Origin of the sequence: Longilinea arvoryzae, assembly GCF_001050235.1 — a bacterium.
Taxonomy (GTDB): domain Bacteria; phylum Chloroflexota; class Anaerolineae; order Anaerolineales; family Anaerolineaceae; genus Longilinea; species Longilinea arvoryzae.
The window spans coordinates 1,949,670-1,965,171 of record NZ_DF967972.1; the positions used below are offsets into that span (position 1 = coordinate 1,949,670).

Sequence of the window (15,502 nt, forward strand, 5' to 3'; positions counted from 1 at the left end):
GAAAGGAATATCAACCATTGGCTGCCCTGACGGCTGCCAGGGAGATGCTGTCGGCGATGGCAAGCCTCTGGAGGGTGTCGACGGTCGGAATCCCCGCATCACTCCAACCCCGCAGGTCATAATAATGATCCAGCATGGCGTCGAAATCATGGATTTCCGCCACGGAGATTGGCTTTTCAGATCGAACCGCGTGGTTTTCGCCGGCGGCCGGGGCGTATTGATAGATTTCCAGCGGCTCGGTGGTGAACCGTTTTGGCAAATAGTCGTCCTTGCGTGAAAAATGATGGCGAACGTTGTAGAGGCGTTCGAGATTGACGATTCTTTCGGCCGCGGTAAGCAGTTCCTGTTTCGAATACGGGAAACCGAGCGCGGTCAGCCCGGCTGCGATATCCTCCGGGAGGACGATATAGGTTTCGGCGGTGCTGAATTTGCACAATCCAAGCGAATCGACGATGGCGCTGAAATGTTCGCCGGTGATCAGCACTTCCGGTTTGTAGGTTTCATCGGCGACATCCATCAGCCTGGATAGGATGGCTTCGGGGAAGAGCTTGTGGGCCACCTCCCAGTGGCCGGCCAGGTCGATGGTCGGCAGGCCGTACAGATGGTCGGCGCCGCGGTTGCTGACGGCATGCCCCAGCCCGAAGGCCTTGCAGACCCGCGGTTCCTGACGGGGCAGCTCGACGCCTTTGACTTGAATCGCGTAATCGCAGGCATTCCGACCGATCTTTTCCGCGGCGTGGCGTGTGCCCGAGGCCAGCAACTCGCCGATGCCGCTGCGGTCGGCAATTCGCTGGATGAGTCCCAGGATGGATTCCGGGTCTCCCCAATCGAGCGAGAATTCCGGATCGTCCAGCAGGCCGCGCTGGTGGCATTCCATCGCGAAGGCGATGCTGACCCCGGTCGAGATGGTATCCAGGCCCATCTGGTTGCACAGTTCGTTGGCTCGAATGACAATCTCCGGATCGGCATTCCAGACCAGCGGACCGAACGAATCGGCGGATTCATATTCGGGACCTTCGATCTTCGCAGCAAATTTTCCGGAAGAAACTTGCGCCGTCCGCGCGCAGCGGATGGGACAGGCCGTGCAACCCTTGCGGTTCACCCAGTACCGGCTGAACGAGGCTGTATCCAGGCGGTGGATGAAAGGCACCTGGCCGCTCTGGTGGTTGCGCGTCGGCAAATCGCCGATCTTGTTCTTGATTTGCATCAGGTAAAGGGTCGATTCGTTCATCAACCCCTGGGTATTTCGACTGGTGAGCAGTTTCTGAAACTGCTGTTTGGCGATATTTTTAAAATCCATCGATGTCGCCCGGTTGGCGTTACCGGCGACGACGTGGATGGCTTTCAGGTTCTTGCTGCCCATGACGGCGCCAGGCCCGCTGCGCGCCGCCGCACGCCCGCCGTCATTGATAATAGCGGCATAATAGACCCGGTTTTCGCCGGCCGGGCCGATGCAGGCCACGCGCCCGCCGGCGCCGGAAGCCAGGATGGCCTCTTCCGTAGCGGTGGTGGACAGACCCCAGAGATGATTGGCGGGTAGAATTTGGATGCTCGAGCCGTTGATCTGGATCAACACCGGTGTTTTCGCCCGGCCGGTGATCACCAGCGCGTCGTAACCAGCCTTGCTCAATTCGGGGCCAAAATGTCCGCCCGAATTGGCATAACCATAAGCGCCGGTGGCCGGGGATTTGAAGGTCACGTGATAGCGGGAGGCAGCCGGCCAGGTGGTGCCGTTCAAACGGCCGGTCGAGAAAATCAAACAGTTTTCCGGCGCGAATGGAGCCACCTCAGGCCCCACTCGATTGTACAGAAGGTAGGCCGCATACCCTCTTCCACCCAACCAGGACTGTAAAATCTTCGGATCGGTTTCATACTGAATGATTTTGTTCTCGGACAAATCGATTTCAGCAGTCAATGACATAAGAGCCTCAGAGGATCAGAGCACCGGAGGCGTCATCGCGCAGACGATGACCAGCTCTTCCGTACCGGTCGCGGAATAGCCTTTCAATTGCGGGCCTTCGTAGAAAATACTGTCTCCCTGCGAGAGGTGGTGGCAGCGATCGCCGACCGTGATGTCCATCTCGCCCTGGAGGATATACATGACTTCTTCGGTTTGGGATAATAACATTTGGGCCTGATAAGCCTCACCGGGCTTCAGGCGAACCAGAAAGAAACCGATTTTGTGGTTGATGCTGTTGGTCAGGATTTCATAGGTGAGTTGATTCTTCTGAAAGGTCAGTTTTTTTCGCGCGGCCGCGCGAACGACTTCCTCGGTCTGGGCTTCGTCATCCAGGAATGCGAACATGGGAACCTGTAAGGCGGTGGCGATTTTTTGCAGGGAACTGATCGAGGGGGAGGTCTGGTCATTTTCCACCTGGCTCAAGAAGGCGGCCGTCAATCCGGTGCTTTCCCCCAGACTGCGCAGGCTCAAACCACGGGCGACTCGGAAATCATGAATTTTTCGACCGATCATGAAAAGCTCACTTTCCTGGTAATTTTCGAAATTCGCTATCGATTACTAGTATAGAATGGGAAAAGGGAATTTCAAGTATCAATTTATGTTAATTAAGTAATACTTTACAAAATCATATTTTTGCTATGACAACAGTAACATTTGTATCTGACAAATGTAATAATCCGCGTATGACACCTGTAATTGGATTTACCCGGCCGGCGTGCTATCATGATTGCGTCCTTTGATAACATTTGCTCACTACAAATGTTATCAGTTTTCTCTTCCCCTGATTTGCGTTCAACCGAATATCACCATGCCTCTCCTCATCCGAAACGCAAAATACCTATTTGTCAATCCTTCGATGATCAAACAGGATGTCGATGTCCTTATCGAAGGGAAAAGGATCGTCGCGGTGGGACGCGAACTGACCATTCCCGCCAAGGTCGATCTGATCGATGCTTCGGGCTGCGCCGTGCTGCCGGGATTGATCAACACCCACACGCACCTGTATCAAAATTTCCTGAAGGGTATTGCCGGTGGAATTCCGCTTGTGCCGTGGTGCAATGAAATTCTGTTCCCCACCGTCGGCGTTCTTCGAGATGCGGTCAAGGAAAATCGGCGGATTCCGTATCTGTGGACAGCGCTTTCGGCAATCGAAATGATCAAGGGTGGGACGACCTGTTGCATCGACATGGACGTGACCTATGAGGAGACTCTGCAGGCCTGGCGCGAGATTGGGTTTCGCGGTGTGCTGGCGTACACTCTCACTAACCGCTGGGTGCCGGCCGAACTTCGCGCGAGCGAAATCGAGATGCGCCAGAAGGTGCTCGATTTCATCAGCGAGTACCACCGGCCGGACGGCCTGACGCAGGTGTTCATGGCGCCGTCCACACTTTTCCTGTGCGATGATGATTTGATGAGCTGGGTCGGCGAACAGTCTGAAAAGCTGCACCTGGGTGTCCAGATCCATATTTCCGAGACGGCCGGCGAGGTGGAAGATTCCATCCGTGAAACCGGCCTGCGTCCGGTGGAACGTCTCGAAAAGCTGGGTTTGTTGAATGATCGGTTGAGCGCAGTTCACTGCTGCCATATCAACGCCAAAGAAATCGACCTCCTGGCCCGAACGGGCGCGAATACTGTGCACTGCCCAAAGAGCAATATGAAGCTTGCGGATGGCATTGCTCCCGTGACAGAGTTGAAGGCCTGCGGGGTTCCGGTGGCCGTCGCCACGGATGGGGCCGCATCCAATGACCTGCTGGATATGTGGGAGGAAATGCGGGCGGCCGTTTTGTTGGCGCGGGTATCCAGGAATGACGCGGCCGCGCTGACTCCCGCAGACGCTCTGCAAATGGCGACCGTGGATGCGGCCAGGGCGGCCCGCATCGATGCCGGTGAAATCATCCCCGGAAAACTGGCGGACCTGATCCTCCTGGACCTGAACAAAGCCCATCTTCAGCCGTTTCATACGGAAGATGTTGCCAATATGCTGGTCTTCTGCGCCCGTTCGGAAGACGTGCGCGACACGATCATCCATGGCAAAGTGGTCATGCGCAACCGGCGAATTACCACGATCGACGAAGAAGAAATCCTACGGGAAGCTGTCGAGGTGGAGCGTGAACTCTTCAGCCAACGCAAGAATTATCAATTTGTCAGTTCGGAAAAGTAGAGGAGAGGGAGGCTGCAAGTGAGTTCACTCGTCGCGTATTATCCAAGCAATTCTTTCTTCCACCGGCTAGATCCCCGTGTGAAGACGATTTTCTTGTTGATTGTCAGCACCTCCATTTTCATGGTCAACAACATGGCTGTAGCTGCCTTCATCCTATTGGTCATGATTGGCCTGTGGTTCCTGGCAAAACTACCCGGCTCGATCCTGATCGGCATCATGAAAGTCCTGGTGCCTATTATCGCCTTCCTGTTTGTGGTTCAGGCGATTTTCTACCCGGGAACGACGCCGGTCATCAAACCGTTGATCCCGATCGGGCGTGGATTTGGAGAGGTAACGCTGGAGGGCATTCTGTTTTCGGTGCTGCTGGCTTTTCGCCTGGTGGCGATGGTGATCATGCTCCCGCTGGTCACTTTTACAACCCCCATCCAGGAATTCGCGCTGGGTTTTGTAAAAATGGGTTTGCCGTACCGGCTGGCTTACACCATCACCACGGCATTAAACCTGGTTCCGGTCCTTCAATCGGAAACCAAGGTGATCGTGGACGCGCAACGCCTGCGCGCGATGCAGACCTTCGAGAACGGCAAGCTGGGCGAAAAATTGAAATCCTATCCGGCATTGGTCACACCCTTGGTCATCGGTTCGATGCGCCGGGCCCAGTCGATGGCGGTGGCGATGGATTCGCGGGCGTTTGGCGCCAGTAAGAATCGAACCTTCCTGGTGGACCTCACCATGAAATCCAAGGATTGGGCGTTTCTGATTGGATCGGTCCTTTTCGCCATCGGCGTGGTCGTCGTTTCCTCTCTTTTAGGTTGATCGGATTTTGTATGGAATCCTCACAAAAACCCATTATTCAATTGAAAAACGTGTCCTATCGCTATCCGCGCAGCAAACGCTGGGCGATATTGCACCTGAATCTTGAAATCAACCAGGGCGAATTCGTCGCTATCATGGGCGAAAACGGGGCCGGGAAAAGCACCTTCTGCCAGATGCTGAACGGAATCATTCCGAACAGCATCGGTGGTAACCTGAAGGGTCAGGTGCTCATCAACGATCTGGATACGCAAGAATCCGGGATTGCGCAACTGGCCACCCAGGTGGGGATCGTTCTGGAGGATCCCGAGACCCAGTTGTTCACCACCTCGGTATCGAGTGAAGTGGCCTTCGGGCCGGAAAACCTGTGCCAGTCGCCCAAGGAAATCTACGAGAATGTGAAGTGGGCGCTGGATGTGGTGCGTTTGAACGGCCTCGAGGACCGCATGCCCCTGGCGCTCTCCGGCGGCCAAAAGCAAAGGCTGGCGATTGCCGCCAACATCGCCATGCGACCCAATATCCTGGTTTTGGATGAAGCAACTTCTCAATTGGACCCGGTCGGGGTCGAGGAGGTGCTTTCGGTGGCCCGCGAGTTGAACCAGAAATACGGCATGACCATCGTCATGGCAACCGACGCCTCGGAAATGATCGCCCGCGTGATGGACCGCGTCATTGTGCTGGACAAGGGCCAATTGATCGCCCAGGGGACCCCGCGCGAGATTTTCTCGCAAACGGATTTGTTCCAGAAGTATATGATTCGCTCGCCGCAAGTTTCCCAGGTGGCGGCTATCCTGAAGAAAGCCGGTCAGGAATATCCCACCTATTTACCGATCACAACCGAAGAAGCGGTCGCGGATCTCACCCAACGCCTGAATGGAAACACGATGACTCAAACGGCCAGGCCTGAACCAGCCGTCGTCAAACCGAAGAAAGTCGACGAACCCATCATCGTCGTCGATCACCTCGACTTTACATATCAACCCTTGAACGTGAACGCGGTGAAGGATATTTCGTTCACCATCCAGCGCGGCGAATTCGTGGCTTTGATCGGCCAGAACGGCTCCGGAAAGACCACGGTCTTGAAAAACCTGCTGGGATTGAACAAACCCACCAAAGGCAAAGTGACGGTGGCCGGCATGGATATCGGCACCTCGGCCGTGGCTGACATGGCCAAACATGTGGGTTTCGTCCTTCAAAATCCCGACCAACAGTTATTCGCGGAAACGGTCGAAGAAGAAATTTCCTACGGCCCCAAAAACATCGGATTGAGCAAAGAGGTCATCGAACAACGCGTGGCGGAAGCGCTGAAACTGGTGGATCTCGAGGATAAGCGCAAGGAATTCCCGCCGGCGCTTTCCAAGGGCGACCGCGCCAAAACGGTCATTGCCAGCGCGCTGGCGCTCAACCCTGAAATTGTCATCCTGGACGAGCCCACCACCGGGCAGGATTACCGCGGCTGCCACCAGATCATGCAGATTGCAGATCAATTGCACGAGCAGGGCCGCACGGTGGTTTTCGTGACGCACCATATGGCTCTGGTGGCCGAATATGCCCGCCGGGTGATTGTGATGAGCGGTGGAAAGATCCTGATGGACGGACCCACGGCGGATATCTTCAATCAGCCGGATGTGGTGCGGCAGGCCTTCATCATCCCGCCGCAGATTACCGAGTTGGGGCAGCGCCTGCCGGCCGGGTACGGCCTGCCGCGCACGCCGCTATCTGTAAAAGAATTGTCAGATCCAATTCTGGAAATGCTCAATTAACGGTTCGAAAGGATCGACGCGATTCGGAAAATCACAGGAAGGATTTCAAACGCATGGATGACCTCTTCGAAAGACTACAAGCAATCTGCGGTAAAGAACATGTAACCCACGAATTAGTCGACCGCTTGTGTTACCGGCGGGATTGCGGGCCTACACCGGGCGGCCTGCCAGGCTACGTGGTGCGCCCGGAGACCACTGAAGAAGTGGTCGCGCTGGTCAAGCTGGCAAATGAAGCCCACCATCCGTTGTTCATCTGGGGCCGGGCGACCACCTTTGTCGACGCCGGGGTGGTGAAGGACTCGATCGTCCTGGCGCTGGACCTTCTCAATGATTTTCAGATCGATCTTGAAAACCAGACCGTCACGGCCGAGGCTGGCGTCATCTGGCACGCCATCGACGGCAAGCTGAAGCAATACGGCTGGGAGCTGGCAGCTCCGGGCGGCGGCGGCATGTTCTCGGCGACGGTTGGCGGGACGATTGCGTATAACGCGGTTCCGCACGGGATCACAGAATACGGCGTCACCGGCGACCACGTGGTTTCACTTGAGGTCGTCCTGCCGGACGGCACCCTGATCCACACCGGTTCGGCGGCGAACGACGCCAACGGCAACATCGCCATCGAACGGGCCGCCAATGGCGCCGATCTGACCGGGCTCTTCGTCGGTTCCTGCGGGACGATGGGAATCATCACCAAAGCCACGCTGCAAATCCGGCGCATCCCCGAAGTCGAAGATTTCCTCTTCTACACCTTCGAGGAATTGGACGACGCCGTCAACGCCGTATCGGCGATGCAAAGCCAGGCGGCTGCGACCTTCATCATCGGCCTGTTTGGCGGCCCCAAACCCACCGGGCTATCCGGCAACTATACGATCCACGTCATCATCCGCGACAGCAAGGTTGAAGCCGAGCGGCGTAAGCAGATCTGCAAGGTAGCCTGCGATTCGTTCCACGGCATTCAGCGCGATTCCAATGCGACCCGGTTGTACTGGACCGAGCACATGTATTCCTGGCTGCGTAACGATTCGCCGAATACATATTACGGCAGCCGGCCGTATTACTGCCCGGAAGTCGCCGGTTTTGTGCCCACCCAGTCGCTGAAAGAAATCATCCCGACTTTGAACCAATATATCGAAGATACCCGTGCAGGTTGGGACGGCGCCGGGATGCACGTCAAGGGTTTCGACATCTACTTCTCGCGAAACGGCGGTTTCCTGTGGGTGGATACCCTGTATCCCGAACATGATAAGGAAAGTCACGAGTACGGCCTGAAGGTCAGGCACGACATCAGCGAAATCCTCTTCAACAAGTGGATGTCGCCTGGCGGTATCGTGGCCGGAATTGCGCCCTATATCATGCCGAAACTGGGCAATTCCTATAAATTGATGCAAACGCTGAAGAAGGCGCTGGATCCGAACGATATTCTGAATCCGGGCGTCATGATGCTGGGCGGCGATCCAACCTTTGGACCCATCCTCGAAACGAAGGTCCGAAAGGATCTGCGGCTCTCGGAAGTGGCCGAGTGGACGTATCAATGCCTGCGCTGCGGCTTCTGCTTCGACCTGAGTTGGGTGGGTGAGCCGTACGGGCTGTGTCCCTCCTATCATTACGGCTCCTTTGAATCCTATATGGGGCGCGGACGCGTGGCCACGGCGCGCGCCATCATCGAAGGCGAACTGGACTACGACGAAAAAGTGGCCGAACGCATCTATTCCTGCACCATGTGCGGATCCTGCTCGGCGCACTGCATGAAGCAGATCGAAATCGGCAAGGTCTATCAGGCGATGCGCGAGGATCTGGCGGATCGCGGCCTGACCCCCAAGGCGCTGCACCAGGCTGCCGAAGATACCTATCAGCAGAAGAATCCGTACGCCAAACCCGCCGAGGAACGCTTCCGCTGGCTGAAGGACAAGAGTCACATCGACCGCAAATCCAAAATCGGCGTTTTCGTGGGCTGCACACCGTCTTACGTGCGCCGGTCGGCGGCCCAGGACGCGATCGAAGTGCTCGATAAACTGGGCATCGACTACACGATCGCTTCGGATGAATGGTGCTGCGCTCACCCGTTGATGTCAGCCGGTGAACGTGACAAAGCAGCCGAGTTCATGCGCCACAACCTCGAAACCTATCGCAAGCTGGGCGTGGAAAAGATGATCTTCATCTGCCCGGGCTGCCAGGCGACCTTCACCAATGAGGTGCCCCAGGTGCTCGGCGAGGCCGTGCCCTTCAAGATGATGCACATGGTCGAACTGATCGCCGCAGAAATCCGGGATGGGCATGCTTCCATGGCCGGCATCTCCACCAGCCCGACCCTCACCTATCACGATCCCTGCACGCTGGGCCGCCAGCTCGGCATCTTCGATGCGCCGCGCGAAATCATCCACTCCGTGCCCGGCATTCGCTTTATCGAAATGCCGCGTCACGGCCGCGATTCGTTTTGCTGCGGTTCGGGTTCCTTCGTGCGCCTAGACTTCCCGGAACTGACCGATGCGGCCGGCACCGAACGCTGGAAAGAAGCCGTCAATACCGGCGCCAGCATCCTGCTGACCTCGTGCACGTCCTGCTGGAGCGAGTTCCAACAGGTTCGCTCTCAGGCAAAAGACGGGATGGAAGTGGTGGACCTCATCGGGTTTGTCAATCGGCAGATCCGGGTCAAAGAAAAGATTTCTGAATAACGAACTTAGATCAGGAAATCGGTGAGGAGACTATGAAAAAGAAATCCGTTTTGATTTCAGCGCATCCGGCAGTCATCGCGGTGTGGGCAGCGCTCATGGCTGCCGCCTGCCTGCTGCCCGCGTTCCCGGTCTTCGGGACGGGAACGACCTTCAACATCGCCAACTGCCTCACGCCGTTGGCCGGGATCTTCTTCGGACCGTTCACGGGCGCCATTGCCGCGGGCGTCGGCGCTTTCATCGGCCAGTTGATCGCCCCGCACACGGTCCTGTTTGGACCGCTGCAATTCACCATCGCCATTCTGGGCGCCATGGCTTCCGGCTTCGCCATGCAGCGCAAATGGAGCATTTCGTTTGGCCTGATCACACTGTTCGCTGCGGCCTGGTATCTGCTTCCGGAAGGGCGGGCCGCCTGGGCGACACCGCTGCTGTACGTGCTCGGCTACATCTTCATCGCCATCGGTTGGTGGATCAGCCGCAAGGATGATCCGCTGCTGTCCACCAATAAGGCGCGCATGTCTTTGGGCATCCTGTGCTGCTCGGCCGCGGGCATTGTTGTGACCCAGGCGATGGGCAATCTCTGGGCGCTGATCTTCTTCAAACTTCCGCCTGCCATCTGGTACACCACCCTGGCGATTGCCCCTGTGGAGCGCGGATTGTTCGCTTTCGGCGCCATGATCATCGGCACCCCCCTGTTGGTCGGTCTGGTAAAGATCGGCATTCCGGTTGGACCGATCATCTATCAGAAAGAAGAGGATGCCGAACCGGAAGATATCGAGCAGCCTGCAGACTGACACGATCGAACGGGTAAAGACTGGATGAGCGGATTTCGGAATCCTCCTCTTGAAGTTGCGGTTCTTGGCGCGGCGGCCGTTGACTGGGTTGCACGGGTCAACGCGCTGCCGCGCAAGGACGGCATTGCATGGGCCGATCGGTATGAGCCGTTTCCAGGCGGGTCGGGCGCGAACATGGCCTCGGCGATTGCCCACCTCGGAAAATCCGTTCGTTTCATCGGCCGGTTGGGGGATGATGAGGGTGGGCAAATCTTGTGGCAAGCCTTTCAGGCGGACGGCGTCGATACCTCTGCTGTTCGCATTGAAAAAGGCTGCCGCTCGGCCTCCTGCTTCATCGCCGTGGATTCCCTTGGCGAGCGCGAAATCTACTGCCTGGGTGGGGTCGCCCTGTATGACCAACCCGCAGATTTAGCCCCCGAATGGTTCGAAGGCCTGCAGGTGTTGGCAATTGCGGATGCCTATCCAGAAGTGGCCTTATCCGCAATCGAGCTGGCAGGCGGTCAGACGAAGGTCGTGTTTACCCCGGGCGGGCTGATGGCGGGGTTGCCAAAGTCGGATCTGGATCGATTGCTTTCGAAATCGCAGGCCGTCATTGTCAGCCGGGTGGAAGCGGAAAAAATCAGCGGGCGCAATATTCCCGAGGATGCAATTCGAGACCTGGTTGGCCGTGGATCGAAGGTTGTCATTGTAACCCTGGGAGAACGCGGCGTTCTGATGTGGGATGGCGAAAGTATGATTGCCGTCCCGGCCTGCAAGGTTGAAACGATCGTGGATACGACCGGTGCGGGCGACGCCTTTAGCGCAGGATTTATGGTTGGAATCATCGAAGGCATGGATTGGATATCCGCTGCAAAATTAGGCAACGCAGTTTCATCGATGAAAATCGGTTATTTTGGCGCTCGTAACGGAGTGCCGAATTTGCAGCAGGCTATGGGATGGATCAAACAACAGGGAATAACGAGGTGAATGGATGAGATGTGCTGCTGCAGGACAACCTGGAAAGATCCAATTGATCGATTTCCCCGATCCGCAGGTCGGCCCGCGGGACGTCATGCTGGCGACTTCCGCGTGCGGTATTTGCGCGACCGACCTCAAGTCGATCGCCAAGGGCGCCGAGAAGCCTGAATACGCGCTCGGCCATGAGGTTGTGGGCAAGGTCATCGAAGCCGGCAACCAGAGCCGCTGGACGATCGGTCAACGGGCGGTGGTCGCGCCTTATCTGCCGTGCGGCGCCTGTCATTACTGTCTCAACGGCCAGCCGACGCTTTGCAAACATCTTTTCGATACCTGCCCTTTCCCGGGCGGTATGGCGGAAAGAGTCTTTGTGCCCGGCGATCTGGTAAAGCGGGGACTGATTCCGGTTTCGGATACACTATCGGATGAATACGCGGCGCTGGCCGAACCCCTGGGATGCGTCATCAAAGGGATCGAGGATTCGCAGGTCGAAACCGGCGATTCGGTCCTGGTGATCGGCGATGGCCCCATGGGATTGATGGCTGCCGCCGTGGCGCGAGCCTACGGCGCTTTTCCGGTGATGGTGGCGGGGATGACGCCCAGCCGGCTCGAAGCCGCTTACCAGAATTTTGCAGATGTCGTTGTGGATGTGACGCAGGTGGACCTTCAGGCAGAGGTCAAGAAACACACTTCGGGCCGAGGTGCGGATGTGGTGATTGCGGCCGTTTCGGCCGGTGAAACCCTGATGACCGCGATTCAATGCGTCCGTCCGGGTGGAACGGTGAACGCATTTGCCGGCGTGCCAGATGGCACAACCATCCCATTGGATCTGCGCAAGCTGCACTACAACCAGATTCACCTGACCGGATCGTTTGGTACGGCTCCCGAACACATGGTGAAGGCGCTGCATTTGCTCGACCATAAAAAGGTTCCGGCAGGCGCGATCGTTACCGCCTGTTATCCGTTCACCCAGATTCAGGAAGCTGTCGACGTTGCCCTGCAAAGACAGGGTCTCAAGATCGTGGTGACTTTTTAACCTCGTTCAGAGGAGGAACCTGTGAAAGAACATCGCCTGCGACGAATTTTCGGCCCGGATCAGAAGACGGTCATTGTGGCCTGCGATCACGCCGGGTTCAGCGGCCCGCTGCCCGGATTGGAAGATCCCGGAAAATTGATGGATACGCTGGTGGCCAGCGGCGTTGACGCCGTTCTGACCACCATGGGCATCGCGCGGCGCTACGCGAGCCGGATGGGTAAATTGGGTCTCATCCTGCGTATGGACGGCGGTTCATCCATCCGGGCAGTGGATATGGGCACCCTGCGCAATCAATTTACGATGGAAGATGCGGTCCTCCTCGGCGCGGATGCGGTGATTTGCATGGGCATGATCGGCTACCCTGAAGAAGCAGCTTCATTGGCCAATTTGGCCGAATTGACTTCCGAATCGGCGCAATGGAACATTCCGGTGGTCGCCGAAATGCTGGTGAAGAGCAAAGACGGTTCACCGCTCAAGGCCGAGGATATCGGCTTTGGAATGCGGATTGGCGTCGAGTTGGGCGCTGATCTCATCAAAGCCTCTTATGTGGGCCCCGCGGGTGAGTACAGAGAGGCCTTGAAATCCTGCTACCGCCCGGTCGTCGTCCTGGGTGGTGAAAAGGCGAAAAGCGAAGCCAGCCTGCTGGAGTCGATTGCCGAAGCACTGGATTCGGGCGCCAATGGGGTCGCCATCGGTCGAAATGTCTGGCAGCATTCCAATCCGGCGGGTATCTGCCGCGCGTTGGTGGCGCTGGTGCATCACGGCGCTTCGATTTCACAGGCCTTGCAGGAGTTGAACGCCTGATGGATTGTTGGATCGGTCTGGATCTGGGGACTTCGTTCGTTAAAGCCGGCCTCTATGACCTGATGGGGCATGAGCTGGCCGTGGCGCGCGAGCCCCTTTCCCTGAATATGCCAGCACCGGGATGGGCGGAACAGGATCCCCGGGAATGGTGGCTGGCCATTCAAAAGGTGTTGAGATCCCTGACCGATCGATTCGATGCCAGAATGATCCGGGCGGTTTGCCTGTGCGCGCAATGTCCCGGCCAGGTGATCGTCGGCAAGGATCAGGAACCGCTCGGAAATGCAATCATCTGGCTCGACCAGCGCGCTGCCGATGAGGCCGCCTGGTTGGATAATAACGTTGGCCCGCAAGACCGTCTGGCCTGGATCGGGGAAGCTCAACTCGGCGATCCACATTCGTCCCCCGCGCGAATTCTGTGGTTGAAAAATCACGACCCGCGCTTCGAACGGGCTGAATACATTTTGCAGCCCAAAGATTTCATGGGGTTCATGCTGACCGCCCGGGTGGCCACGGATCGCAATACGGCCTACAATCTCGCGCATCCGGTCACCCTTGCATATCATCCGGAGTTCCTGCGATTGCTGGGGGTAAGAGAACAGCAGTTGCCGCCCGTGCTTGCGGCGACCGATTCACTGGGGGAAGTCAGCCAATCCGCGGCCCGAACGACCGGGCTTGTCAGCGGTACCCCGGTGTTCGTCGGCACGATCGATGCGTATTGCGACACGCTGGCGGGAGGCGCGTTTATTCCCGGCCAGGCCGTGGATGTCTCGGGGACCAGTGAGATCGTCTCGTTAGGAGTCGATCACAAGGTGGAAGGGCAGGGGGTATTCTACACGCACCTGGCGGAGGACGCGCAATTCATTTGCGGTCCCATGCAGGTGGGCGGTCATTTATTGGCCTGGTTGGCGGACTCTTTTTATCCCGAGCGTTCCGAGGGCGTTCCATTCGAGCGGATGGAGTCGGAAGCCAGCCAGACCGCGCCCGGCGCGGATGGGTTGGTTTTCCTGCCTTACCTGCAGGGCGAGCGGGCGCCCATCTGGGATTTACAGGTTCGGGGTGCATTTTTGGGAATCAAAACATCCCATAACCGAAAGCACTTTTCGCGCGCGGTGTATGAAAGCGTTGGTTTCGCCGTGCGGCATGTGCTCGAAATATGCGAGGATATTCGTGGGCAGAAGGTGAACGGGGTCGTTGCCTGCGGCGGCGGAGCTCGCAGCGCTTTCTGGAACAAAATAAAGGCCGATATCCTGCAAAAAAGAGTCCTTCCATTGGAAACAGAAGCTTCAGCATGCCTGGGTGCAACCATGATTGCCGCCGTGGGCCTGGGCTTTTTCCCCAATCTGGCTAAAGCCTGGGCAGGCATGAGCCACTTTGGCGCGGCTGTCCTCCCGGATGAAAATCTGGCCGATACTTATAACCGGTTGTATGGCGTTTACCGCCGTGCGTATCCAGGCGTAAAAACAATCCTTGGGACCCCAGGAGTTGAGGAATCGAAATGACGAACCGATTCGAAATTCAACTGATGATCCAAGTGGCCCGTATGTATTACGAAGGTGGATTAACGCAACAGCAGATTGCCGAGAAATTGGCCATTACCCGACAATACGTTTCCAGGCTATTGGTCGCGGCAAAAGAAAAAGGAATCGTAAAGATCCAGGTTTCCGATCCGACCTACGAGGACCCGCAGTTAAAAGAAAAAATGATCCGGACCTTTGGCCTGCATGATGTGGTTCTCACGACCAGCGAAGGCCTGGAAGCAAATATGATTCGGTCCCAAATTGGTCTGGTGGGCGCCGACTATCTCACCGGCGCCATCCATTCGGGATCGAAAATCGGAATCGGATGGGGACGAACCCTGTATGAGATCGTGAATGCGCTGCCGCGCGATCGCCGGATTTCCATCCAGGTGGTACCGTTGATCGGCGGCATCGGGGATATGTCGCCTTTCTTCCAGGTCAATGACCTCGCTCGAAGGCTGGCCGAAACCTTTGGCGGAACTTTCCGCTACATCTATGCCCCGGCGTTTACCCAGAGCAAGGCCATCATGGAAAGCCTGTCCAAGACTCAGGAAGTCGAGCAATTGAGCAGGCTGTGGAATCAACTCGACATGGCAATTACCGGCATCGGCCATGTGGAATTTCAGCAGATGTCGTCCATGTTTTTTGCCGAACATATTTCGCCCGGGACCCTCGCAAAACTCGAGGCCAACGGAGCGGTTGGGGACGTGTGCGGAAGGTTCTATAACATCGATGGGAATCCGGTCGACGTCGGTCCAGGTGTGATCGGCGTCAGCCTCGAGCAATTGCAGGGCATGCCGGAGGTGGTTGGAATTGCCGGCGGTATCGAGAAAACCAGAGCTATTATTGGCGCCTTACGAGGTGGCTTTATCAAGACACTGGTAACCGATACGGCAACCGCTCGTGAAGTGTTAGCCCAATATGGGGAAAGGAGTTCAGTATCGAGAGACTTGTAATATCAAGATAGACATATCCATCGAAGCGAACAACATGTTTGTGTGTCAATGACCAAATTTCTCGAATCAAAACTTCTT

Annotated in this window: 12 protein-coding genes; 10 read left to right on the forward strand and 2 right to left on the reverse strand. The window is 56.9% G+C overall.

The window, feature by feature from the left end; genetic code table 11:
• Positions 1–10 precede the first annotated feature (10 nt).
• On the reverse strand, positions 11–1,921 hold the full coding sequence (locus LARV_RS08695; RefSeq protein ID WP_075073267.1) for an aldehyde ferredoxin oxidoreductase family protein: 1,911 nt from the start codon (positions 1,919–1,921) through the stop codon (positions 11–13).
• 15 nt (positions 1,922–1,936) lie between these two features.
• A complete protein-coding gene (locus LARV_RS08700) occupies positions 1,937–2,473 on the reverse strand; it encodes a helix-turn-helix domain-containing protein (RefSeq protein WP_075073268.1) in 537 nt (178 codons plus the stop codon).
• A 295-nt stretch (positions 2,474–2,768) separates the two neighbouring features.
• Between LARV_RS08700 and LARV_RS08705 the strand changes: the two genes are divergently transcribed.
• The 10 genes from LARV_RS08705 to LARV_RS08750 are packed head-to-tail and all read left to right on the forward strand — an operon-like array spanning position 2,769 to position 15,424.
• On the forward strand, positions 2,769–4,121 hold the full coding sequence (locus LARV_RS08705) for an amidohydrolase family protein (RefSeq protein ID WP_075073269.1): 1,353 nt from the start codon (positions 2,769–2,771) through the stop codon (positions 4,119–4,121).
• Between the two features lie 18 nt (positions 4,122–4,139).
• Positions 4,140–4,934 (forward strand): energy-coupling factor transporter transmembrane component T family protein, encoded by a 795-nt coding sequence (locus LARV_RS08710; protein WP_075073270.1) that lies wholly within the window; start codon positions 4,140–4,142, stop codon positions 4,932–4,934.
• Positions 4,935–4,945: 11 nt separating this feature from the next.
• A complete protein-coding gene (locus LARV_RS08715) occupies positions 4,946–6,694 on the forward strand; it encodes an ABC transporter ATP-binding protein (RefSeq protein WP_075073271.1) in 1,749 nt (582 codons plus the stop codon).
• Between the two features lie 53 nt (positions 6,695–6,747).
• Positions 6,748–9,366, forward strand: coding sequence for an FAD-binding and (Fe-S)-binding domain-containing protein (locus tag LARV_RS08720; protein ID WP_075073272.1), 2,619 nt, complete (start codon positions 6,748–6,750; stop codon positions 9,364–9,366).
• Between the two features lie 32 nt (positions 9,367–9,398).
• On the forward strand, positions 9,399–10,157 hold the full coding sequence (locus LARV_RS08725; protein ID WP_075073273.1) for a hypothetical protein: 759 nt from the start codon (positions 9,399–9,401) through the stop codon (positions 10,155–10,157).
• A 24-nt stretch (positions 10,158–10,181) separates the two neighbouring features.
• A complete protein-coding gene (locus LARV_RS08730; RefSeq protein WP_075073274.1) occupies positions 10,182–11,123 on the forward strand; it encodes a carbohydrate kinase family protein in 942 nt (313 codons plus the stop codon).
• A 4-nt stretch (positions 11,124–11,127) separates the two neighbouring features.
• Positions 11,128–12,147, forward strand: coding sequence for a zinc-binding dehydrogenase (locus LARV_RS08735; protein ID WP_083522443.1), 1,020 nt, complete (start codon positions 11,128–11,130; stop codon positions 12,145–12,147).
• Between the two features lie 21 nt (positions 12,148–12,168).
• Positions 12,169–12,951, forward strand: coding sequence for a class I fructose-bisphosphate aldolase (locus tag LARV_RS08740; RefSeq protein WP_075073276.1), 783 nt, complete (start codon positions 12,169–12,171; stop codon positions 12,949–12,951).
• A complete protein-coding gene (locus LARV_RS08745) occupies positions 12,951–14,450 on the forward strand; it encodes a xylulokinase (RefSeq protein WP_075073277.1) in 1,500 nt (499 codons plus the stop codon). Before LARV_RS08740 ends, LARV_RS08745 begins: the two co-directional genes overlap by 1 nt.
• Positions 14,447–15,424, forward strand: a complete 978-nt coding sequence (locus LARV_RS08750; protein WP_075073278.1) for a sugar-binding transcriptional regulator — start codon at positions 14,447–14,449, stop codon at positions 15,422–15,424. The genes LARV_RS08745 and LARV_RS08750 overlap by 4 nt, the downstream gene beginning before the upstream one ends.
• Positions 15,425–15,502: the final 78 nt, after the last annotated feature.